Here is a 22,734-nt window from a genome sequence, read left to right on the forward strand (position 1 = left end):
CGAAAAGCAGGAACCATGGCACCTACGCACCGCCTCGACTGCCCAAAACACGGGAGCTGCAATGATCAGAGTCCTGTCCATCGACGGCGGAGGCATCCGCGGAATCCTGCCGGCAACGTGGCTGATGACGCTTGAAGAACAGACCGGGAAACCGGCATCCGAACTCTTCGATGTGGTGGTGGGTACTTCAACCGGCGGCATCCTTGCCCTCGGGCTCACCAGCCCCGGACGCGACGGAATGCCGCACAGCGCCGCTGAACTGCGCAGCCTCTACGTCAACCACGGAGCGGAGATCTTTTCCGGAAACGGACCGGAGCCAGCCGGCGCTCCTGCCCCGGGCACGCAGGCCCGCTACTCGTCCGAGCCCCTGCGCCGGTACCTGAATGGGTTCTTTGGGGACCGGCCGCTTTCCGCAGCGCTGAAACCTGTAGCGGTGGTGACGGTGGACATCCGCAACGTCGCCGGCCTGCTCTTCAGCGGCGGAGGCCTTGGACAGGACCCGCTCGGAGACGCGCCGATGCAGCTCGCGGCACTGGCGACGTCGTCCGCCCCCACATACTTCGAACCGGTGCCTTATCGCGGACCGGACGGCGTGGACCGCGTGCTGGTGGACGGCGGACTGGCAGCGAACGACCCCGCCTTCGTCGGGTTCACCATCGCCATGGTGCAGCAGCGCACGTCCCGGAAGGGAGAGGACATCCTGCTGGTGTCCATGGGCACCGGACTGCAGAACGGCGGTGAGTCCCTGGAATCGAATTCCGTTTCCCAGCTGGCACACCCGCAGCAGCTGACCGCCCTGGAACCTATTATCGAGTCGCTGTACGGAGCCCCCGGCCGCCTCACCCGGAAGCTGCTGGGCCTCGCACTGGGCGAGCGGTACGTGCGCCTGCAGACGCCGCTGCTTCCCGGCGTCGACCATGCACTCGATGACGCCAGCCCGGAGAACATCGACGGCCTGCTCCGAACCGCCGAGGCCCTGGTGGCAACCGGCCAGCTTCGGGATCTGGCAGGCCAGCTCAGCACCTGAACCGTTTGACATTGACGCTGCGTCAACCTCTAGCGTTGCAGTATGAGTTCCACGAACAGTCCGGAACCGGCACGGGAATTCACCGTCCAGGACGTGGCGCGCCGGGCCGGCATCACCAGCCGGACGCTGCGCCACTACGACGCGATTGGCCTCCTGCCGCCCGCACGCACCGGCAGCAACGGCTACCGGTACTACGGCCGGGATTCCCTGGTACGGCTGCAGCGCATCCTGCTGCTGCGGGAACTGGGGCTGGGCCTGCCGGAGATCGCCCGTGTCCTGGAGCGCCGGGAAGAGCCCGCCGCGGCACTGCGGAACCACCTGTCGTGGCTGGAGAAGGAGCAGGACCGCCTGCTGCGGCAGGCCGCCTCGGTACGGAAGACCATCACGGCATTGGAGAAAGGACAGCAGATCATGCCCGAAGAAACATTCGACGGATTCAACCATGCCCAGTACAGGGACGAAGTTGAAAGCAGATGGGGGAAGGAGGCGTACGCGCGCTCCGATGAATGGTGGAGGAAGATGGAGGACGGCGAGCGCACCGCCTGGCAGGAAGAGACACAGGGGCTGGGGCGGGCGTGGTCAGAGGCCGCCGCCCAGGAGGCTGACCCCACCGGTCCTGTGGCGCGCGGGCTCGCAGAACGGCATATCGCGTGGCTGAAGGGCGTTCCGGGGGCTCCCACCGGCGAGGGCCAGCTGGACGGCTATGTCCGCTCCCTGGCGGAGATGTATGTTGCCGACCCGCGCTTTTCCGCCAACTATGGCGGAGCCGACGGCGCAGCATTCGTCCGGGCGGCCCTCCTGGCCTATATCGGTGACGAGCCTCAGCCCTAAACGCACCGCCCGCCGCTAGTATCCAGGCATGGAAGATACCGGCTCCTCCCCCGAACTTCTGCGTGCCCGGACCAGCGGCGCAGTGCTGGACCTGACCGGCGGCACCGCCGCCGAACCGTGGCGGAACCCGGACGCCTACTGGGCGTCGCTGACCAAGGCGGCCGCCGGGATCCCCGCGCCGGCCGCGGTGCTGGAATTCGATGCCCTGCGCTGGAACACCCACGACCTGGTGCGCCGCGCCGGCGGAGTGCCGCTGCGGATTGCCAGCAAGTCCCTGCGGGTGCGCGGTGTGCTGCAGTCGCTGCACCAGGTGCCGGGCATCGCGGGAATCCTTGCTTTCACCCTCGCGGAAGCGCTGTGGCTCGCCCGGGATTTTGACGACGTCGTCCTCGGCTACCCGACCGCGGACCGGCACTCGCTCCGCCGCCTTGCCGGGGATGAACGGCTGGCATCCCGGGTCACGCTGATGGTCGACGGCGAGGAGCAGCTGGACCTGATCGATGCAGTGCTGCCGCCGGCCAGCCGCTGCACGCTGCGGATTTGCCTGGACGCCGATGCCTCCTGGCGCTCACCGGTCCTGGGGTTCATCGGCACCCGCCGCTCTCCCCTGCACACCCCTGAGCAGGTCGCAGGGTTTGGCCGCAGGATCGCTTCCCGGCCCGGCTTTCAGCTGGTGGGCCTGATGATGTATGAAGCGCAGGTGGCCGGCGTAGGAAACGCTGTTCCCGGCGCCGCGGTCCGCAACCAGCTCATGCGCCTGGTCCAGGGCAGGTCCATGGCCGAGCTCACCGCCAGGCGCCGCCGGATTGTGCAGGCACTGGGCGAGGTTGCTGACCTTGAGTTCGTCAATGGCGGAGGCACCGGGTCAGTCGAATCCACCGCAGCGGATTCATCGGTCACTGAGATCACTGCCGGGTCGGGGATCTTCGCCGGGCACCTGTTTGGAAACTACCGTTCTTTCTCTCCCGCCCCGGCCGCCGCCGTCGCGCTCGATGTGGTCCGCCGGCCAGGCCCCGGGTTCGCCACCGTGCTCGGCGGAGGCTGGATCGCGTCAGGCCCTCCCGGCCATAGCCGGGAACCGCAGATCGCCTGGCCCCGGGGCGTGCGGCTGTTGCCGAGGGAAGGAGCAGGCGAGGTCCAGACGCCGCTGGCCGGCCCGGCAGCCGCCGGCCTGCGGCCTGGAGACCGGATTTGGCTGCGGCATGCGAAGTCCGGAGAACTATCCGAACGGGTCAATGAGTTCCATGTGCTCAGGGACGGGCAGGTGGCGGCTGTCCTGCCGACGTACCGCGGCGAGGGCAAGGCATTCCTGTGAACCGGGTTTCTCCCGGCCTTAGCGGCGTGCCCCGGCCCGCGCGGGTACGCAGCTGGCAGAACTGGGCCCGGACGGTGCGGGTGCGTCCGCAGCAGATCAAGGTTCCGACGTCGGTCCCCGCCCTGCAGCGTGCTGTCGCCGCCGCGGCCGCGGCAGGGCTGCGGGTCAAAGCAGTGGGCGCCGGCCACTCCTTTACAGGGATCGCCGAAGCTCCTGATGTGCTGCTGGACCTTTCCCGGCTGCAGGGACTGGCGAGGGCCGATCCGGTGACCGGACAGGTCACCCTGCTGGCCGGAACCCGCCTGCACGCGGTGCCGCGGCTGCTCGCCCCCTACGGTTTGGCGATGCCGAACCTGGGCGACATTGACCGGCAGTCGATTGCCGGGGCCATCTCCACGGGTACCCACGGCACCGGGGCCGCATTCGCCGGACTGTCCGCCCAGGTGTGCGGGCTGGTGCTCATTCAGCCCGACGGCGGCCGCCTGACCCTGGCGGAAGGGCACCCGCTCCTCCCGGCGGCGGCACTCGGACTCGGGGCGCTGGGCGTGATCGCGGAAGTCACGCTGCAGTGCGTACCGGCGTTCCTGCTGCGGGCCGAGGAGCGTTCAGAATCCCTTGAGACTGTCCTGGGGTGCCTGGCGAACCGGGTGAAGGAAGCGGACCATTTCGAGTTCTACTGGTTCCCGCACACTGACCGCGCCGCCACCAAGACCAATACCCGGCTTCCTGGAGGTTCCCCGCGGGTCCCGTTGCCTCCGCTGCGCCGGTGGGTTGATGACTCCCTGCTCTCCAATAGTGTGTTTCGGGCCACCTGTGCCGCCGGCGCGGCCCTGCCTGCAGTGGTACCTGCGGTGAACCGGATGGCGGCCGCTGCACTTGGCGGCCGGGACTACACGGACCTCTCCCCGCAGGTGTTCACGCAGGAGAGGACCGTTCGGTTCAGGGAATCGGAGTACGCGGTTCCCGCCGAGCTGCTGCCCTCGGCGTTTGCCGGACTGCGGAAACTGGTTGCGGACAACCCCCGCCGGCGGGTGTCATTTCCGGTGGAAGTCCGGTGGGCGGCCGCCGATGACCGCTGGCTTTCCACTGCGTACGGGCAGGACACCGCCTACATTGCCGTGCACCGCTATTACCGCGAAGACCCCGGCGGGTACTTTGCAGCTTTCGAAGCGCTGATGCTGGCTCACGGCGGCCGGCCGCACTGGGGCAAGGAACACGGCCTCAGTGCGCCCGGGCTGGCGGAACGCTATCCGCTCTTTGACCGGTTCCTTCAGCTGCGCGACCGGCTGGACCCTGACCGGGTCTTCGCGAACGCGTATTTGGACCGGGTGCTCGGGCCCTGACGCGGTTAGTGAACCCCGGCTGCGTCGGCAGGGGCTGCGTTCTTCGGGCGGCGCACCAGGAAGGACACCGCCAGGGCACCCACTGACACCACTGCGCCCCAGAAGAAGGCGGTGTGTACACCGGCGGCCGCAGCACCAATGGCGTCCGCGCCTTCGCTGAGCGCCTTGGCGGTTCCGGTGGTCATGAGGGTGATGAACACGGCTGTTCCTGCCCCGCCTGCCAGCTGCTGCAGGGTGTTGAGGATGGCGCTTCCGTGGGAGTAGAGGGAACGGTCCAGTGATCCCAGCGAGGACGTGAACAGCGGAGTGAAGATAAACCCAAGCCCGGCGTTCAGCAGGCAGTGCAGGGCGATCACCATGGCAACGGGCGTGTCCTGGTCCAGCATGGTCAGTCCCCAGAGGGCGGATGTCAGCACCAGGGCTCCCGGAATCACCAGGGGCCGGGGGCCAATCCGGTCGTAGAGCCTGCCCACTATCGGGGACAGGATGGCCATGACGACGCCGCCGGGCAGCAGGAGCAGCCCGGTGGCCAGTGCGGACAGGCCCAGGACGTTCTGCAGGTAGAGGGGAAGCACGATCAGGGCGCCGAAGAGTGCCATCATGCTGATCAGCACCATCACGATCGCGACGACGAATGGCCGGCTGGCGAACGTGCGCAGGTCCATGAGGGCACGGTCGGTGCGCTGCAGGAACAGCTGCCGGGCCACGAAGGCACCCAGCGAGAGGGCTCCAAGGGCCAGCGGAATCCATATCGGCAGAGGCGCCTCGCCCGCAGCTGCTTCCCCGATGCTGCTGAGGCCGAAGATCAGGCCGCCGAAGGCAACCGTGGACAGCAGGATGGAGAGCACGTCGAACGGCGTACGCCTGGTCTCCGTCAGGTTCTGGACCTTCAGCGCTCCAAGTCCCAGCGCCAGGAGGGCGATGGGCAGGACCAGCCAGAACATCCAGCGCCAGTCCAGCACGCTGAGGATGAGGCCGGACACTGTGGGTCCGATGGCCGGGGCCACGGCAATGACGATCGAGATGGTGCCCATGATGGTGCCGCGGCGGTGGACCGGAACGGTGTTCAGCACGGTTGTCATCAGCAGCGGAATCATGATGGCCGTGCCGCTGGCCTGGATGATCCTGCCGCTCAGGAGTACCCCGAAGCCCGGGGCGAGGGCGGCAAGAAGGGTGCCTGCGCTGAAAAGGGACATGGCGGCCAGGAAGAGGGCGCGCATGGTGAACCGCTGGAGCAGGTAGCCCGTAGCCGGAATCACCACTGCCATGGTCAGCATAAAGCCGGTGGTGAGCCACTGGGCCGTGGCAGCGGTGATTTGCAGGTCCGCCATCAGACGCGGCAGTGCCACACTCATGATGGTCTCATTGAGGATCACCACGAAGGATGAGACCAGCAGCAGCCCAATCACTGTCTTGGTTCGTGCATCCAGGCGGTCCGTGCCGGGGCTGCTCTCGTCTGCCGGACGCAGGGCCGGGCGGGTTTCGGTGCTCAAGGGTGGAGATATCCTCTTCAGGGTTTCATGGTGCTGGCTGACACATAGCCGGACAGATCCGGCCGGCGCGGCAGTAATGCCGGCCGTGTCCGGCCCGTTCTGGCCCGGGCCCCTCAGGAGTAACGCACGTATCAGCGCTTTCATTCCTGTTCCGGGAAGCCGATTTGCCGTGCCGGCAGGTTCAACGCCCGTCGTGGCGCAGCACGCCGCGGCACGACCTCCGCCGTAGGATGCTCACAAGCCGATCCAAAGGAGTGTCCGTGTCCACTGCCCCTGCCCGTGACCAGGTCCAGGCACTGCCGCGCAGCTGGTGGTGGGGATTCATTCCCTTTGCCGCCATGTCGGCGGTCCATGTGGCCGCCCGTGCCGTCGAAGCAGACTGGCTGGCCGCTCCAACCAAGCTGACGCTTATGCCGCTGCTGGCTGCTGCCGCACTGTGGGGCCTGCGCGGACGGTGGCAGAACGGCCCGGCAATCCTGCTCCTGGCCGCCCTGTTCTTCTCCTGGATTGGCGACGGCGCGGCCACCTTCCTTCCCATGCTTCCCGAACTCCCGGTGATGCTGGGCGCGTTCGGCCTTGCCCACCTCTGCTATATCCGGCTGCTCTGGAAATACGCGTCGGTGCAGGGTTTCCCCCGGTGGGCGCTGGCCTTCCCGCTGTGGTGGGCTGCAATGCTGGTGGTGCTCTGGCCGGCGCTGGGATCGCTGGCTCCCGCCGTCGCCCTTTACGGTGTGGTACTTGGCGGAACGGCTGCGGCTGCAGCCCGCTGCAGCCCGCTCATCGCCGCCGGCGGCGTGCTCTTCCTGGCTTCGGACACAATTCTTGCCTTCCGCATCTTCATGCCCGAGTCGATGCCGGACATCACCAGCGCCCTCGTGATGCTGACCTACTGCGCCGGACAGGGCATGATCGTCGCAGGTTTCCTCCGCACGTTCCGCGGCGCAGCGAACCGGGCCTAGGAGTCCAGCAAGGCGCGCAGGTCCCCGGCGCCGGTTACATGAGCGCCCAGGGCACGGCAGGTATCGGCCAGCTCCCGGTCGCTGGTGGCAACGCTCACCGTGTGCCCTTCCGCTTCCAGACGGCGCACGGCCGCCGCAACGGCGTCGTCCCCGGAGCCCTCCGCACGAATGATTTCCACGCCGTCTGTTTCCCGGGCCGTCCGTGCCCGGCCCTCGAGCACCACAGTGATGTCCGGATACCAAAGGTCCTCTCCGAGCCCCAGCGCAGCGGCCGGGAACCCCGAACGCGCATGTCCAGCCAGGGATTCGAGAATCCTCTCGGCTGCCGCGGCGCGGTCCTTCCACCAGCCGTCGGGGACGGTGCCCATGACGTTGGCGGCGTCGACAACAAGCGCCGGCCGAATTCCAAGGAGCGGCCGCAGCCGCTGCCATGACTGCGCGAAGGCAGGGTGCAGCGGAAGGCTGACGACGTCTTCCGGAGCCACCCAGGCCAGTTCGACGCTCTCCTGGTCGCTGATCACGGGATCAAACGGCGTTACCACGTCTGCCATGAGAGTGGCGTAGGACCAGATGTCCAGATCAAGGACGCTCATGAACCGGGGGCGCAGGGAAGCGGCAGGAACACCGGCTTCCTCGGCAGACTCACGCAGGGCAGCATCACGTGCGGACTCGCCCTGGTGCCTTGCCCCTCCGGGGAGCGCCCAGGTGCCCCCGTGATGGCTCCAGGAGACCCTGTGCTGGAGCAGGACGCCGCGGCTTGGGTCGCGGGCGAGCAGTCCTGCGGCACCAAACCTGCCCCAGTACCGCTGGCCGTCCGGAGCAACAACCCAGGCATCGCCGGGGTCGCGTGGTCCATGCGGGCGGCGCGGCTCTCCGGGAGCCGGGGGTTCGACCTTCATCTCACCCAGCCTGCCATATTGTTGCCCGGGACCAGTTCACCGCGGCGGCTCCGGTCCCCCGTCCGGCCTGTGCCGCTAGACTGCGCTTACGTGGACTGCACCGTGTCCTTCGGTGGCAGCGCCGGGAGCAACCCGATGAGCCTGGAGGAAGAATGACAGCCAAGATCGTGGTTTTCGGAGCCTCCGGCTACACCGGGCGGCTGGTGGTCAGCTCACTTCTTGCCCGGGGAGTGAGCCCGGTGCTCGCCGGCCGCAGCCCCGGATCGCTGCAGGCCCTCGCGGAGCCGCACGGCCTCACGTACCGCACCGCTGACGTCACCAACCCGGCGACCGTCCGGGCACTCGTCGGGCCCGGGGATGTGCTTGTCTCCACAGTTGGACCCTTTAACACGTTTGGCTACGCGGCTGCCGCGGCTGCAGCTGACGCCGGAGCCCACTATGTGGATTCCACCGGTGAAGTCGATTTTGTCCAGCGCGTGCAGGAGGAATTCTCCGCCAAGGCTGCCGGCAACGGTGCCACCATGGTTCCCGCCTTCGGTTACGACTACGTGCCCGGAATCCTGGCCGGCGCGCTGGCCGCGCAGGCGGCCGGCACACCCGGCGGTTACCTGCGGATCGGTTACTTCGCCCTCGGATCCCTGCGGCGTGGAATCAGCGGCGGAACACGGGCAACGCTCGCGCAAGCGCTGAGCCGTCCAACAACGCTCTACCGCTCCGGCTCGCTGCGAACCCGGCGGATGGGCAGCACAACATACGAATTTCGGGTTCAGGACCGTGGCCGGAGGGCCTTCCTGGCAATGGGCACGGAAGTGCTGTTCCTGCCCGAAAGCTACCCGGGCCTTTCAGCCGTGGAAGTCTACAACGGGTGGTTCCCCGTGCTAAGCCGGGCAGCAGGACCGCTCACCCTGGCAGCGGGTGCCCTGGAACGGCTGCCCGGCGGCCGGAGGGCCCTGGCAAAAGCCGCGTCGCTGGGCGGGGCGCCGGGCGGCGGACCGGACGAACGTGAACGATCCAGGTCCGGAAGCTACGCGGTGGCAAACCTCGCGGACAGCCGGGGGTACACCGTCGTCGAAGTCCATGTTCAGGGCCCCAACGTGTACACGCTGACCGGAGAGCTGCTCGCCGAGGCTGCCGTGGCGCTTCGGGACGGACACGCCGCAGCGACCGGAGTACAGGGACCGGTGGGCGCGTTTGGCCTTGAGGGGCTGACTGCGCTCAGTGCGCGTGCCGGTCTGCGGGTCATGTGAAGCAGCCGTACCCGCCTTAACGCAAACCACCCCGGTCCGAAGACCGGGGTGGTTTGGATTGGTGGAGCTGAGGGGACTCGAACCCCTGACCCCCTGCATGCCATGCAGGTGCGCTACCAGCTGCGCCACAGCCCCAATTCAGTTGATTTTCCACCGAACGCCTAACATTCGGCCCTGGATGCCGGCTGCCCGGCGGTCCATCGGTGGAGCTGAGGGGACTCGAACCCCTGACCCCCTGCATGCCATGCAGGTGCGCTACCAGCTGCGCCACAGCCCCGAATTGCCCACAACCAGTATGGGCACTTTGATCGGATGTTCTTTCAGTCCGGATTTCTTCCCTCCGGGCCGAAGCAACTCCTCTACTTTAGTACAGATGCGCCACAGTGCAAAATCAAACTACACCGGTGGAATTCAGCCGGTGCGGAGCAGTTCCGGCGGTCCTGCCCCGCACCGCTGCAGGCTATTCCTGCCCGGAAGCCGATTCAGTATCAGGCAGCTGAAGGTCCACGGACGGGCAGTCCTTCCAGAGTCGCTCGAGCGCGTAGAAAACGCGGTCTTCCTCGTGCTGGACGTGCACCACCACGGTGGCGTAGTCGAGCAGCACCCAGCGGCCTTCGCTCCGGCCCTCGCGGCGGACGGGCTTCAGCCCTTCCTTGGCGAGTTCCTCTTCGATGCCGTCTACGATCGCGTTGACCTGGCGTTCGTTGGAGGCCGAAGCAATGAGGAAGATGTCCGTGATGGCCAGCCGCTCGCTCACATCAATGGCTACGATGTCTTCGGCCAGCTTGTCCGACGCCGCTTTGGCTGCGGTCCGGGCAATACTCATGGATGATTCGGTGGCGCTCACATGTCTCCTAGTTTGGTATCAGCTGCCAAGGCCGCCGACGATCATTAGTACTCCGAGGGTGAGGGCAATAAGGCCCACGCCCACGATTCCCAGGGATACAAAACGTATTCTCCGGGTGCGGCCAAGGCCTGCAGTCATTACATCAAGGGGATCCAGCCCAAAGGCGCTGCGGGCACCCACGGGCTTAGCCCCCTGGTCAGCTTCCAGCGGCGCGTTCACCAGTGCATCGGCACGGGCCAGGATCTTGGAATGGCGCACTTCGGCGCGGGCGGCCGGGGAAGATTCCTCCGGCCTTGCCGGCCTGCGTGCGGTGCCCGGCCTGCCTGTTCCCGGGGACACCCGGGCTGCGGCAGGGTTCGACGACGTCACTACGGGCACGTGCGAGGTGGCCGGCGGCCTCATCACCGGACGGTCAAGCCCAGGCACCTCCACGAATTCGAGAGGCGTCACCATGGCCAGGTTGTGCGCAGTGGTGGGGTCCGAGGGCGAGGAGCGGCGCTGCTCGTTTTCCTGGGCCAGCCGCTGGATGTTCTGCGTCCTGCGGTTGAGCACGGCCGCACGTTCTGCCAGTGCCCGCTGCTGTGCCAGCAGTTCGAGGTCCACGGCGTGCGGGTCGGATTGCTGGAGAGCTTCCATTGCCGCAACCTGGTTGCGCGCCTGGTGTTTCAGGGCTTCCCGGGCCGCCAGCGCCTGCTCCACCGTCATGTTGGCAACGTCTGCATTCGGTTCCGGCCTGGCCGGCTTCGCAGCCTCGGACTGCATGCCGCCTGCCGCCGGACCTTCCTGAACCGCGGGGGCCCGCTGCGGCGCCGGAGTGAGCGGCTTGACGACCGGAGCCTCCGGGGCTGGCACCTTCACAGCCTCACCTGCGGATGCAGCCTGACCGGTGGATGCGTCCGATTCAGGCGCGCCGGCCGGTGCGGCGGCCGCAGCGGCACGCCTGCGTTCCCGGCGGGTACCGGGCTGAGACGGGGTTTCTGTGCCGGCGGCCTGGCCAGGCCTGCGGGCCTGCCGGGACGCGGCGTCGTCCATCCGGCCCTCTGCCGCGGGCTGCGGCGCGGCCGGTGCGGCGGCTCCGGCATCATCCAGGGCCGCCTGCTGGGCTGCAGCCTGCTGGGCAAGACGGAGCTGCCGGCGGGTCGGCGGGTTCGCGTGGGCCGGTTCGTGCCGGGGCTGGCTGTCTGTCAGCGCCTTGTAGGCGCGCAGTGCCTCGCGGTCCCTGGCCCGCTGCTGGGACTCCCGCTCCTGCGCTCCGGCAGCAGTCCCTGAGCCGGCCGCACGGCGGCTGCGTCGGGGTGCGTCTGCGGACTCTGGACCGTTCGTCATTTCCTACCCATCAGGTGTTGATCGCTCAGGCTACTGGCTCAGTGGTGGCGGGCCTCGTCTGCTGCTGAGCGGGGGTGTACAGGTTGTGCTTGGCGATGTACTGGACTACGCCGTCCGGCACCAGGTACCAGACCGGCTCCGATGCGGCCACGCGTGCCCGGCAGTCCGTGGAAGAGATGGCCATCGCGGGGACCTCCAGAAGGCTGACGTCATCGCGGCCCATGTTCTGCAGTTCGTGCCCGGGCCTCGTGACGCCCACAAAATGGGCCAGCGACCAGAGTTCCTGAACATCCTTCCACGAAAGGATCTGCGCCATCGCGTCGGCGCCGGTGATGAAGAACAGCTCGGCATCCGGGCGCGCATGGCGCAGGTCCCTCAGCGTATCAATCGTGTAGGTGGGCCCGGGACGGTCGATGTCCACGCGGCTGACCTTGAAGCGCGGATTCGACGCGGTGGCAATAACCGTCATCAGATACCGGTGTTCGGCGGGTGTGACTTCCTGCGCCGATTTGTGCCACGGTTCGCCGGTGGGCACGAAGACAACCTCATCGAGGTCGAAGACGGAGGCCACTTCGCTTGCGGCCACGAGGTGGCCGTGGTGGATGGGATCGAACGTCCCGCCCATCACGCCCAGCCGGTAGGGACGCGGGCTCACAGCCGCCTCCTGCTCTGCGCTTTCCATGGTCCCAGCCGGTTCCAGCTGCTCGCGAAGCCTATTCGGGAATGCCCTGGCCGTGGTCGTGCTTGTTCGGGAACTGGCGCTGGGGGTCAACGTGTTCCGGCACAGCCTCGTGGCGGTGGCCAAGGCTGGTGAAGGCCATGGTCGCAAACATCAGCACCATAAAAATTCCGAAGATAACTCCGCCGTAAACGAACGGTGACGTTTCGGCATGTTCTTCGGCAACTTCGGCCGCCATCAGCGCAGCACTGGAAAGCTGGATCAGCATGAATCTCCCTAAATCAACCGCCGGGCATCCCGACGGAGCATCGTTTCTAGATCAATGGTACGCGTACGCGGCACTAACTCCGCAGTCCGCGCCCGTACAGCTGCGCCTAGGCGCGCACCTGGCCGTCTCCCTGGATGATCCATTTGGTGGTGGTCAGTTCCTTCAGGCCCATGGGTCCGCGTGCATGCATCTTCTGTGTGGAGATGCCCACCTCCGCGCCCAGCCCGAGTTCGCCGCCGTCGGTGAAACGGGTGGAGGCGTTGACGATCACGGCCGCCGAATCGATCTCCGCGATGAAACGCTCGGCATTCGCCAGGTCATTGGTGATGATGGCCTCGGTGTGGCCGGTGGAGAACGTCCGAATGTGCTCCAGCGCCTCGTCCATCGTGTCCACCATCGCCACTGCGAGGTCCAGGTCCATGTACTCCCGGCCCCAGTCGGCTTCCGTCGCTTCCATGGCTGTAATGCCTTCCGGCAGTATTCCGCGGATCCGATCGTCCGTGTGCAGGCGCACCCCGGCAGCGGCCAGTGCTGAGAGCACCTGCGGGGCGGCAGCGGAATTGGCATGCACCAGTAGGGTCTCCACTGTGTTGCACACACTGGGGCGCTGGGTCTTGGCGTTCAGGAGGATATCCACCGCCATCTCCTCCCGGGCCGACTCGTCCAGGTAGATGTGGACGTTGCCTTCTCCGGTTTCGATGACGGGCACCGCCGCGTTGGTGACCACATTCTGGATCAGGTCGCGTCCCCCGCGCGGAATCAGCACATCCACCTTGCCGCGCGCCTTCATCAGGAAGTTTGCTCCCGGCCGGCCGTACTGGTCGATCGTCTGGACGGCGTCGGAGGGCAGCCCTACGGTGTCCAGGGAATCACGGATCAGGTTCACCAGCACGGTGTTCGTAGCTGCTGCAGCGCTGCCGCCGCGCAGGATCACGGCGTTGCCGCTCTTCAGTGCAAGACCGGCAATGTCCAGGGTCACGTTGGGCCTGGCTTCATAGATGGCGCCGACGACGCCGAGGGGCACATGCACCTGGCGCATCCGCAGACCGTTGGGAAGCGTCTGACCGCGGGCTACCGATCCAACCGGATCGGGCAGGCCGGCAAGGTCGCGCAGCGCTGCTGCCAGTGCGTCGATCCGCTTCGGCGTGAGGGTCAGCCGGTCCAGCAGCGCCTCGGAAGTGCCATTGGCGCGCCCGCGTTCCACATCCTTCGCGTTGGCGGCCAGGACGGCGTCGCGGCGGGCCACCACATCCTGCGCAATCTGCTCCAGCGCCAGGTCCTTCCACGCCCGGTTGGCGCGGGCCATCCGCCGGGAAGCGGCTCGGGCCCGGTCTGCGATGCTGTGGACTCCGGCTTCGACTTCCTCCGGCGAGGGCGCGGTTTCAGCGTTGCGGTTCACGGAAGAGGTGTCTTGGACGGTCATGCTCCCAGTGTAGCGGCGGCGCCGTTGTCCTGGAGGGTACGTGACGCGGCCTTAACAGCCGAAGAACCGTGCGGCTGGAGGATCACCAGGTCATTGACGTGCACCACTGAACGCTCGTAGCCGCGGCCCAGCTCCTTGGCCAGCTCCCGGGTGGAGCGGCCCAGCATGCGGGGCAGCTCATCGGAGGCGTAGTTGGTTAGCCCATGGGCGAGCACACGCCCGGACGTATCGGCCAGCGCCACCGGATCGCCCGGTTCGAAGTGGCCTTCAACGGCCACGATTCCGGCCGGGAGCAGGGAACGGCGCCGCTCCCCTACGGCGCGCGCAGCGCCGTCGTCCAGCACGAGCGTGCCCTGGATGCGGGCCAGATGCGCCAGCCAAAGAAGGCGGATGGGCTGCCGCACACCCCGCGTGGTGAACCAGGTGCCAACGTCTTCGCCTGCAAGCGCTGCTGCGGCGTTGTCGGTGGACGTAACCAGGGCCGGAATGCCGGACTGCGCTGCGATGGTGGCAGCCTCGACCTTGGTAACCATGCCTCCGGTACCCACGCCTGCCTTGCCAACCTTGCCGATCCGGACGTCTTCCAGGTCCTTCATCCCGGTGACCTCGGGTATGCGGCGGGCGCCGGCGGACGGCGGCCCGTCATAGAGGGCGTCAACGTCGGAGAGCAGGATCAGCGCATCCGCCTTGACCAGGTGCGCCACCAGCGCGGCCAGGCGGTCGTTATCGCCAAAGCGGATCTCGTGGCTGGCCACGGTGTCGTTTTCGTTCACGATGGGCACGACGCCGAAGTTCAGCAGGCGTTCGAGCGCCCGGTGCGCGTTGGCGTGGTGCGTTCTGCGCATCAGGTCTTCGATGGTGAGCAGGACCTGGCCGACCGTAATGCCGTGCCGCCCGAAGGCTTCCGTGTAGCGGGCCATCAGCAGGCCCTGCCCAACGCTGGCCGCGGCCTGCTGGGTGGACAGCTGTGAAGGCCGTTTGGACAGCCCCAGCGGTGCCAGTCCGGCGGAGATGGCGCCGGAGGAGACCAGGATGATTTCGGTTCCCTGCCGACGCCGCGCTGCGAGGACGTTCGCCAGTGACGTGAGGGCCTCATCGGAGATCCCGCCGGCAACTGACGTCAGGGAGGATGACCCAACCTTGACGACGACGCGCCGTGCCCGGGCGAGTCCTGACCTGGACTTAAGCGGACGCTTGGGTGCGGTGGTGGTCTGTGCTTCAGCGTTTTCTTTCCTCATGACCGAACCAGCCTATGCCCAAGCCCGCCCGGGCAGCGCGTCTGTGAAGCGATTAGTCGTCATCGCCTGCTGTGGGGCGGGTGTGCTTGTAGTTCACCGACTCGGTCCAGATTCCGGCCTTGCGCTCAGCTTCGAGCTCGGCACGGGCAGCCGCACGGGCGTCCTTGCGCTGCTGGTGGTCTTCGCGCTTTTCGTTACGGGTGGGTCGGGAGAACTCTTCGATGCGGATGTCCGAGCCGCGCGGGGACGCAGCCAGGAGCTCGGCGCCGCCGATCATGGTCGGCTCCCAGTCGAAGACGACGCCGTCGCCCTCACCGATGACCACGGCATCGCCGGGCTTGGCGCCTGCCTTGAAGAGCTGGTCTTCGATGCCAAGCTTCGCCAGGCGGTCCGCGAGGTAGCCAACGGCCTCGTCGTTGGTGAAGTCGGTCTGCTGGACCCAGCGCACGGGCTTTTCGCCCAGGACGCGGAACAGCGGCTCCAGGTTCCGTTCTTCCCGGCGGATGGTGAACCCGCCCTTGGCATTGACGGAGCGCGGGCGGACAACCGGAGGTGCAACACGCGGCGGCGCCGTCTCAACGGCCTTGCGCGCCTCGGCGACGATGGCAGCCATCGCGAAGCCAAGTTCACGCAGCCCCTCGTGGCTTGCTGCGGAAACTTCGAACACGCGGTAGCCGCGCTTTTCGAGTTCCGGGCGGACGAATTCGGCCATGTCGCGGCCGTCGGGAACGTCCACCTTGTTCAGCGCCACCAGGCGCGGACGCTGGTTCAGGGGAACGACGTCGCCGTCGGCACCGGCGTAGCTCATGTCAACTTCATACTTCTCGAGTTCGGCCTCAATGACGTCGAGGTCGCCGAGCGGATCGCGGTCGGTTTCAAGGGCTGCGCAGTCCAGCACATGGACCAGTGCGGCGCAGCGCTCAACGTGGCGCAGGAAGTGGTGTCCCAGCCCCTTGCCTTCCGAGGCGCCTTCGATCAGGCCCGGAACGTCGGCAACGGTGAAGCGGACATCGCCGGCCTGGACAACCCCGAGGTTCGGAATGAGCGTGGTGAAGGGGTAGTCGGCGATCTTTGGCCGGGCGGCGGACATCGCGGCGATCAGCGAAGACTTGCCTGCGGACGGGAAGCCCACGAGGGCAATGTCAGCGATCGACTTGAGCTCCAGGACGATGTCCCGCTCGTCCCCCGGGGTACCCAGAAGGGCGAAACCCGGAGCTTTGCGCTTCTGCGAGGAGAGCGATGAGTTGCCCAGCCCCCCTTGTCCGCCCGCTGCGGCAACGTACTCGGCACCCATGCCGACCAGGTCTGCGAGGACCTTGCCGTCCTTGGACTTGACGACGGTTCCTTCCGGAACGGAAAGCACCAAGGTCTCCCCGGTCTTGCCGGCGCGCCAGTCACCCATGCCCGGTCCGCCGTTGCCGGCGTGGCGGTGCGGTGCGTGGTGGTAGTCCAGCAGCGTGGTGGTCTGGCCGTCGACACGGAGGATGACGTCTCCGCCGTCGCCTCCGTTGCCGCCGTCGGGACCACCCAGGGGCTTGAACTTCTCACGCTTTACGGACACGCAACCATGGCCGCCGGCACCGCCTGAAACATGCAGTACAACACGGTCTACAAAGCTGGCCATGGTTCTCCTTGTTGAAAATTTTTGGATCAAGCCAAGTCTACTCGGCTTAAAAGAGCGGTGGGGCGGGCCATCTGGCCCGCCCCACCGGAAAAGCTGTGTGCCGAAATTACTCGGCGGCTGCGACGATGTTCACGACGCGGCGGCCACGACGGCTGCCGAACTCAACAGCGCCTGCCTCGAGGGCGAACAGCGTGTCGTCTCCACCGCGGCCAACGCCTGCGCCGGGGTGGAAGTGGGTGCCGCGCTGGCGAACGATGATTTCGCCGGCCTTGACAACCTGGCCGCCGAAGCGCTTCACGCCCAGGAACTGAGCGTTGGAGTCGCGGCCGTTGCGAGTAGAGCTCGCACCTTTCTTATGTGCCATTTTCTAATCCTGCCTTTGCTATGACTGACTTTGATGCCTAGGTGCGGGCACAATTCCCGCGGTCCGGGACCAAGCGGTCCCTGACGTTAGGAATCAGGAGTTGATGGAGGTGACCTTGACCTTGGTCAGCGAGGAGCGGTAGCCCTGACGCTTCTTGTAACCGGTCTTGTTCTTGAACTTCTGGATGACAATCTTCGGACCCCGGAAGTTTTCGATAACTTCTGCCGTAACCGTAACCTTGGCCAGGTCCTTGGCGGCAGAGGTGACCTTGTCGCCATCAACCAAAAGCAGGGCAGGCAGCTCAAAGGTGCTACCGGCTCCACCGGGGACGCGGTCCAGGGTTACGAGGTCTCCGACGGAAACCTTTTCTTGGCGGCCGCCAGCGCGGACAATCGCGTACACCACTTGGGAACTCACTTCTCTCGACGTTTAATACTTGGATGCGCACTTCCCCGGACCAACTATGTGTCCGGCTTGCGCCATGCAGTCACGCCCTGTACCGAATAACGGCTTAGAAGGCGTTCGCACCGAAGTTCAAGGCTACGCTAAGGGACCCATATGCCGCAAATGCACGGCAGGTCCAGCGTGCCATCCTCCGGCCGTACTGGGGACGTCACTGCGCTTACTACCATTCTATAGCACTCCCGGACCGGGCCTGACCGGCCCCTCCCCCGGCCGGCCACGCGGAGGCTGGGGCACCCGTTAAGCAGCACAGCTCCCGGCCGGTGCGGCCGGGAGCTGTGCTGCGTTGCCTTTGTGCTGCTAGAGGTCGGACGCGGGAACGCCGACGCCGAGAATCACCGGAGCGGAGGTCTCTGCGCGCGGGGCGGGCGCAGCGGCCACAGCCGTGGTGCTGCTGCCCTGGGCGCCGGAGGCGTCTTCCGGTCCTGCCTTGATGATCTGTGCGTCAGCCGAGCCCTGAGGGCTGCGGGCAGCCCGGCGGCGGCGTGGCCGGCGGGCCGGTTCAGCAACCCCGGACACGTTCCCCTGGCGGCTCTCGCTGCCGTTGCCCGCTGCCGGCACGCTGGTGCCTTCGTCCTTCTCCTCAGGTGTTCGGACCTGCGGTTCGGACGATTTCGGAGACACCTCGTTGAACGCCTCGGTGAGGCTCTCCAATGTCAGCTGCACGTCCTGGCGGACCGGGCGGCGGCGTTCGCGGCGCGGAACCACGACTGTCTCCCCCTGGATGCGCAGGACGGCGCCGGCCTCAGCCGGTACGTCATCCTTTGGCTCCCGGATAAGGGGCTTTTCCTCTGCACCGGCACTGCTGCCGGTCCCGGCGGAGGATTCCGAAACGTCGCTTTCCGCCTGATCGGAGGATGCGCCGGCATCGTGGGCGGCTGCGGTAGCTGCCGCAATCGTCGCCAGTGCTGCCCGGGCGGCTTCGGCCTTGGCGGCGCGCTCGGCGTCGTCCGCCTGCGGCTCGTCAACCTTGGGCTGTTCCACCGGAGCAGCGGGAGGCTGCTGGTTCTGGTTCTGGTTCTGGCTGCCGCCGCGGCTGCGGCGCTTCCGTTCCCCGCGGGAAGCCTTCTCCTGCTTCAGGTGCTGGGAGTGGTTGTCCTCCGAGACAGCGTGGCTGGTGCTGCGGCGGTGCTCCACGGGGATGTCATGGGTGATCACGCCACGGCCGGCGCAGTGCTCACACTCTTCGCCGAAGACTTCCAACAGGCCCGTTCCCATGCGCTTGCGCGTCATCTGTACCAGGCCCAGCGAGGTGACCTCGGCAACCTGGTGCTTGGTCCGGTCACGGCCCAGGCACTCGACCAGACGGCGCAGCACAAGGTCACGGTTGGCTTCGAGCACCATGTCGATGAAGTCAATGACGATGATGCCGCCAATGTCCCGCAGGCGCAGCTGGCGGACCACTTCTTCGGCCGCTTCGAGGTTGTTCTTCGTGACGGTCTCTTCGAGGTTGCCGCCGCTGCCGGTGAATTTGCCGGTGTTGACGTCCACCACTGTCATGGCCTCGGTGCGGTCGATGACCAGCGAGCCGCCGGATGGCAGGAAGACCTTGCGGTCCAGGGCCTTGGCGATCTGCTCGTCGATGCGGCTGGCCGCGAAGATGTCCTCGCCCTTGGTCCACTTCTCCAGCCGGCCCACCAGGTCCGGAGCCACGTAGGTGACGTAGGCCTCAATGGTGTCCCAGGCCTCCTCGCCGGAAACGATCAGCTTGGAGAAGTCTTCGTTGAAGACGTCGCGGACAACCTTGATAGTGAGGTCGGGCTCGCCGTAGAGCAGTTCGGGCGGGAGGGTCTTCGTGGACTTCGCCTTGGCCTCGATGTTCTCCCACTGCGCGCGGAGGCGGTTGATGTCATTCATCAGCTCTTCCTCCGAGGCACCTTCAGCGGCCGTGCGCACAATGACGCCGGCGTTCTGCGGGAGGTGGTCCTTGAGGATCTTCTTGAGCCGGTTGCGCTCCACGTCCGGAAGCTTGCGTGAGATGCCGGTCATGGAGCCGCCGGGCACGTACACCAGGTAGCGGCCGGGAAGCGAGATCTGGCTGGTCAGGCGGGCACCCTTGTGGCCAACCGGGTCCTTGGTGACCTGGACCAGGACCGAGTCCCCCGATTTCAGTGCAAGTTCGATACGGCGCGGCTGACCGTCCAGGCCGGCGGCATCCCAGTTGACTTCGCCGGCGTACAGCACGGCGTTGCGGCCGCGGCCAATGTCAACGAACGCTGCTTCCATGCTGGGCAGCACGTTCTGGACCTTGCCGACGTAGACGTTGCCGATCAGGGAATCCTGCTGCGTGTTGGAGACGAAGTGCTCAGCCAGGACGCCGTCCTCGAGGACGCCGATCTGGATCCTGTCATCGCGCTGGCGGACGATCATCTGCCGGTCCACGGACTCGCGGCGGGCCAGGAACTCTGCCTCGGTGATGACGTGGCGGCGCCGGCCGGACTCGCGGGATTCACGACGGCGCTGCTTCTTGGCCTCCAGGCGGGTGGAGCCCTTCACAGAAGTCACACGGTCGTTCACCGGGGCCTCTGCATGCGCCCGGGGGGCGCGGACACGGGTGACGGTGTTGGGCGGATCATCGTCTGATCCGCCGGTCAGTTCAAGGTCTGCGTCTCCGCGGCGGCGCCGGCGGCGGCGGCGCGAGGTCACGCCCTCTGTGTTCTCATCCCCGGAGTCACCGGACTCGGCGCTCTCTCCTTCGGTGGCCGCTTCCCCTTCGCTGCGGGTGCGTCCGCGGCTCCGGCGGCGGCTGCGGCGCGAACGGTTTGAATCCCGCCCTTCGTCCTCGGACTCTTCGTCTTCATCACTTTCGGCGGCGGCCGCCGCAGCGGCAAGTGCCTGGACCGCAGTCAGGTCCGGGGCGTGGAAGAGCACGGAGGTGGGAGATTCAGGAATGGCGAACGGGTCAAGGACGGAGGCCTGGACGGGCTTGGTGCCCTCCGTGGTCTCCGCCGGGGAGTCCTGCCCTGACTCGTTTGCTTCGGCCTTGGCCTCAGTGGAATCAGGCGCTTCTGCAGCAACGGCAGATCCGGCCTTGGCGGTTGCGCGGCGGCGGGTCCGTGTCTTCGCGGGTGCAGGTTCTGCTGCTTCAACGCCTTCAGCTGCTTCAACGGGGGCTGTTTCGGCCGCGGCTTCCTCCGGGACAACGGCTTCGGTGCCTGCAGCGGCATCCGCGGCCTCGGGAGCAGTCTTCTTCGCGGACACGCGGCGCCGCCGGACGGTCTTGGCGGGCGCCTCAGCCGCGGGTGCTTCGGCGGGCGTTTCCGCAGCGGACGGAACAGCTTCCGTGGATTCGGCCCCTGCGGCCGGGATTTCTTCGGCCTTCGGCTCTGCAGCGGCTTTGCGGCGGGGAGCACGCGTGCGCTTCGGCTTTGCCGCCGGCTCCGAAGCGGCTGCTTCGCCGGATTCCTGCTCTGCCGTGGTCTGGATCAGAGCCGGCTCCTGGGCGTCGTCTGCGGGTGCTTCCGCGGCTGCAACCTTCCGGCGGGCACGCGGGGCCCGCTTCGCCGGAGTTTTGGCCGGCGCTTCAGTCTCCGAGGCCCCTGCGGCAGCCGGCGTTGGCTCAGCAGCCACCTGGACCTCCGCGGCTGGATCGACTGCTTCTTCTGTTGTGCGGTCAGTATTCATATACAGCTATGCTCCGGCCCCCGCGGCACTGGCCACATTCCAATGCCCGGAGGGCAATGTATCGGCTGTGCGGGGGCATCGGAGCCTGCGCCAGCCGGAAGTCGTCTAAATGTCTCCCAAGGTCGCACCATCGTGAGGGCGCGGCATCACTTGCAAGACCAGCGGCGCTTTTCCTGCTACCTGCTCGGAACGGCTAGGCGTTTGGGCTGTGGTAGGGCTGTTCGGCGGATTCCCCTGCCCCATCCGGATTGATGGGCATTCCTTCTTGGGAAGCATCGCCAACAGCACCGGAAGCCTGTCGCTGGACCGGTGACGGAATGTGGATCCGACACCAGCCACAGCCATTATCTCACACGCAGGTCAAATAGGCTCTAGCAACCACATAGAATCGGACCACCGATACCCGGCAAAAGGAGCAGCGCGTGCCTTCCAGTTCCACCAGCACCACCAGCGGAGCCACTCTGGGCGGGAGGGACGGCGAAGCAGGACTTACCCGTTCGGTTCGGCAGAAGCCCTTCGCGTGGCTGGTTCTCATCACGTCGACAGTCGGCTGGCTGGGCTCGGCAATTCTGGTCATCGAGCGCCTGCGGGTCTATGCCGACTCCACCTACATTACTAGCTGCGACATCAGTCCGTGGGTTTCCTGCGGAACCGTCTTCCAGACCTGGCAGGCTGCCCTCTTCGGCTTCCCGAACCCGCTGATCGGAATCGTGGCCTTTGCCGTCATGATTACCGTCGCCATGTCCATGCTCGCCGGCGCCAGGTTCAGCCGCTGGTACTGGGCCGCCGTGCAGGCCGGCGTCACGCTGGGCATGGTGTTCGTGGTCTGGCTCTGGAGCCAGGCGCTGTTCGACATCTACGTGCTGTGCATCTACTGCATTGTCGTGTGGACGGCCATGATCCCGCTTTTCGTCTTCACCACGGTACGCAACCTGGCGCACGGCGTGATTCCGGCACCGGCGGGCCTTGTCAGGTTCGTCTCGGAGTGGGCGTGGGCCATCACGGCGCTGCTTTGGGTCGCGACCGCCGCCTCGATCTTCTTCCGCTTCATGAATTCCTTCCTGGGCAGCTAGCCGGGCCCTCAGCCCAGGCGGCCCCTCACCCCAGCGGCAGGGCCCAGCCGAGTACGGCGGGTTCGCGCTGCCCCTCCCATGTGCCCACCAGCGAAGGCGGCGGCGCGGCCCGTCCGCCCAGGTCAAGCACCCTGACCAGGGACAGTTCCCAGCCGTCCCGGTGCATCAGGGTGGCTGTCCATCCTGCCGGTTCCCGTTCGGGTGCTTCCACGAGCTCTTCGCCGTCGGGCATACCGCTGGTTTCAAGCTCCATTGACTGGGGCAGTTCACGGCGCACGCCGTCTTCCTCGACATAGAGCGGGGCCTGGCCCACGCCGTCGAGCACCGCCGCAGCGAAGGCACTGACGTAAACCGGATCTCCGCACCCGTCATAAACCCAGCGGCGGCCCAGGACCGAGTGTTCCATGGTGCCTACCAGGTATCCGTCCCCGCCTTCCAGCGGGTCAGCGCGGTAGGTCAGCGGAACCTGCACGGTGAGGTCCCCGCTGCGCACGATATGCGTCTCCATGCCTACCTGGCCCGCGGGATCGTCGAACCGGTACGCGGCCAGCGGCTCCGCCCGGCCCCCGGCGCCGCCCGCGCCGGTAAACCAGGGCACCGTGGGAAGCCAGGTGGAGATCAGTTCCATTTTTGTCGGTCTCAGGTCTGCCTTGTGGATGAGTGCCATGGGCCCCAGCCTAGCCAGCCCGCCC

The 22,734-nt window shown here is 66.8% G+C and carries 20 protein-coding genes and 2 tRNA genes; 7 read left to right on the forward strand and 15 right to left on the reverse strand.

All coding sequences use genetic code 11. The features are described from left to right. Nucleotides 1-61: 61 nt before the first annotated feature. From ABFX29_RS02360 to ABFX29_RS02375, 4 genes are read left to right on the forward strand one after another with little or no spacing between them, the layout of a single operon-like run. Nucleotides 62-1,027 carry a patatin-like phospholipase family protein gene (locus ABFX29_RS02360; protein ID WP_152227595.1) on the forward strand — a complete coding sequence of 322 codons (966 nt, stop codon included), beginning with the start codon at nucleotides 62-64 and terminating at the stop codon, nucleotides 1,025-1,027. A gap of 42 nt (nucleotides 1,028-1,069) precedes the next feature. After that, a complete protein-coding gene (locus ABFX29_RS02365) occupies nucleotides 1,070-1,858 on the forward strand; it encodes a MerR family transcriptional regulator (RefSeq protein WP_152227593.1) in 789 nt (262 codons plus the stop codon). 28 nt (nucleotides 1,859-1,886) lie between these two features. Next, the gene (locus ABFX29_RS02370; RefSeq protein WP_152227591.1) at nucleotides 1,887-3,173 is read left to right on the forward strand and encodes a type III PLP-dependent enzyme domain-containing protein; all 1,287 of its coding nucleotides are present in this window, start codon (nucleotides 1,887-1,889) and stop codon (nucleotides 3,171-3,173) included. Next, complete coding sequence (locus ABFX29_RS02375) at nucleotides 3,170-4,516, forward strand: D-arabinono-1,4-lactone oxidase (RefSeq protein ID WP_246167421.1); 1,347 nt, start codon at nucleotides 3,170-3,172, stop codon at nucleotides 4,514-4,516. Before ABFX29_RS02370 ends, ABFX29_RS02375 begins: the two co-directional genes overlap by 4 nt. 5 nt (nucleotides 4,517-4,521) lie before the next feature. Here ABFX29_RS02375 and ABFX29_RS02380 read toward each other — a convergent pair whose 3' ends face one another. After that, entirely contained in the window at nucleotides 4,522-6,021 is a 1,500-nt protein-coding gene (locus ABFX29_RS02380; protein ID WP_420831158.1) for an MDR family MFS transporter, read from the reverse strand. A 248-nt stretch (nucleotides 6,022-6,269) separates the two neighbouring features. Between ABFX29_RS02380 and ABFX29_RS02385 the strand changes: the two genes are divergently transcribed. Next, nucleotides 6,270-6,968: a lysoplasmalogenase gene (locus ABFX29_RS02385; RefSeq protein WP_246167419.1), complete on the forward strand. Its 699-nt coding sequence runs from the start codon at nucleotides 6,270-6,272 to the stop codon at nucleotides 6,966-6,968. Here the strand turns inward: ABFX29_RS02385 and ABFX29_RS02390 are convergent. Further along, a complete protein-coding gene (locus ABFX29_RS02390; protein ID WP_152227585.1) occupies nucleotides 6,965-7,867 on the reverse strand; it encodes an NUDIX domain-containing protein in 903 nt (300 codons plus the stop codon). The genes ABFX29_RS02385 and ABFX29_RS02390 overlap by 4 nt on opposite strands. Nucleotides 7,868-8,019: 152 nt before the next feature. Here ABFX29_RS02390 and ABFX29_RS02395 point away from each other — a divergent pair, with 152 nt between their 5' ends. Further along, nucleotides 8,020-9,114, forward strand: a complete 1,095-nt coding sequence (locus ABFX29_RS02395) for a saccharopine dehydrogenase family protein (protein ID WP_152227583.1) — start codon at nucleotides 8,020-8,022, stop codon at nucleotides 9,112-9,114. Nucleotides 9,115-9,173: 59 nt separating this feature from the next. Here ABFX29_RS02395 and ABFX29_RS02400 read toward each other — a convergent pair. The 12 genes from ABFX29_RS02400 to ABFX29_RS02455 all read right to left on the reverse strand — a co-directional run bounded on the left by ABFX29_RS02400 (nucleotide 9,174) and on the right by ABFX29_RS02455 (nucleotide 20,969). Continuing rightward, a tRNA-Ala gene (locus ABFX29_RS02400) sits at nucleotides 9,174-9,249 on the reverse strand. Nucleotides 9,250-9,318: 69 nt separating this feature from the next. Further along, nucleotides 9,319-9,391, reverse strand: a tRNA-Ala gene (locus ABFX29_RS02405). Between the two features lie 183 nt (nucleotides 9,392-9,574). Then, entirely contained in the window at nucleotides 9,575-9,961 is a 387-nt protein-coding gene (rsfS, locus tag ABFX29_RS02410) for a ribosome silencing factor (protein WP_152227581.1), read from the reverse strand. An 18-nt stretch (nucleotides 9,962-9,979) separates the two neighbouring features. Continuing rightward, nucleotides 9,980-11,287 (reverse strand): hypothetical protein, encoded by a 1,308-nt coding sequence (locus tag ABFX29_RS02415; protein ID WP_152227577.1) that lies wholly within the window; start codon nucleotides 11,285-11,287, stop codon nucleotides 9,980-9,982. 25 nt (nucleotides 11,288-11,312) lie between these two features. Then, nucleotides 11,313-11,942, reverse strand: a complete 630-nt coding sequence (gene nadD / locus ABFX29_RS02420; protein ID WP_275124603.1) for a nicotinate-nucleotide adenylyltransferase — start codon at nucleotides 11,940-11,942, stop codon at nucleotides 11,313-11,315. A 58-nt stretch (nucleotides 11,943-12,000) separates the two neighbouring features. Continuing rightward, on the reverse strand, nucleotides 12,001-12,234 hold the full coding sequence (locus ABFX29_RS02425) for a hypothetical protein (protein ID WP_152227573.1): 234 nt from the start codon (nucleotides 12,232-12,234) through the stop codon (nucleotides 12,001-12,003). A gap of 106 nt (nucleotides 12,235-12,340) precedes the next feature. After that, complete coding sequence (locus ABFX29_RS02430; RefSeq protein ID WP_152227571.1) at nucleotides 12,341-13,657, reverse strand: glutamate-5-semialdehyde dehydrogenase; 1,317 nt, start codon at nucleotides 13,655-13,657, stop codon at nucleotides 12,341-12,343. Next, a complete protein-coding gene (gene proB / locus ABFX29_RS02435; protein ID WP_152227569.1) occupies nucleotides 13,654-14,895 on the reverse strand; it encodes a glutamate 5-kinase in 1,242 nt (413 codons plus the stop codon). Before proB ends, ABFX29_RS02430 begins: the two co-directional genes overlap by 4 nt. A gap of 52 nt (nucleotides 14,896-14,947) precedes the next feature. Next, nucleotides 14,948-16,519: a GTPase ObgE gene (gene obgE, locus ABFX29_RS02440; RefSeq protein WP_152227567.1), complete on the reverse strand. Its 1,572-nt coding sequence runs from the start codon at nucleotides 16,517-16,519 to the stop codon at nucleotides 14,948-14,950. Between the two features lie 106 nt (nucleotides 16,520-16,625). Continuing rightward, on the reverse strand, nucleotides 16,626-16,883 hold the full coding sequence (gene rpmA, locus ABFX29_RS02445; protein ID WP_055240884.1) for a 50S ribosomal protein L27: 258 nt from the start codon (nucleotides 16,881-16,883) through the stop codon (nucleotides 16,626-16,628). A gap of 93 nt (nucleotides 16,884-16,976) precedes the next feature. Beyond that, nucleotides 16,977-17,288, reverse strand: coding sequence for a 50S ribosomal protein L21 (gene rplU / locus ABFX29_RS02450; protein ID WP_055240883.1), 312 nt, complete (start codon nucleotides 17,286-17,288; stop codon nucleotides 16,977-16,979). A 357-nt stretch (nucleotides 17,289-17,645) separates the two neighbouring features. Next, the gene (locus tag ABFX29_RS02455; RefSeq protein WP_152227565.1) at nucleotides 17,646-20,969 is read right to left on the reverse strand and encodes an Rne/Rng family ribonuclease; all 3,324 of its coding nucleotides are present in this window, start codon (nucleotides 20,967-20,969) and stop codon (nucleotides 17,646-17,648) included. Nucleotides 20,970-21,391: 422 nt separating this feature from the next. Here ABFX29_RS02455 and ABFX29_RS02460 point away from each other — a divergent pair, with 422 nt between their 5' ends. Next, a complete protein-coding gene (locus ABFX29_RS02460) occupies nucleotides 21,392-22,042 on the forward strand; it encodes a vitamin K epoxide reductase family protein (RefSeq protein WP_211372372.1) in 651 nt (216 codons plus the stop codon). Nucleotides 22,043-22,067: 25 nt separating this feature from the next. Here ABFX29_RS02460 and ABFX29_RS02465 read toward each other — a convergent pair. Next, on the reverse strand, nucleotides 22,068-22,734 hold a 667-nt coding region (locus ABFX29_RS02465; RefSeq protein ID WP_346038474.1), incomplete at its 5' end, for a CG0192-related protein.

The organism is Arthrobacter gandavensis (genome assembly GCF_039528575.1).
GTDB lineage: Bacteria > Actinomycetota > Actinomycetes > Actinomycetales > Micrococcaceae > Arthrobacter_B > Arthrobacter_B citreus_B.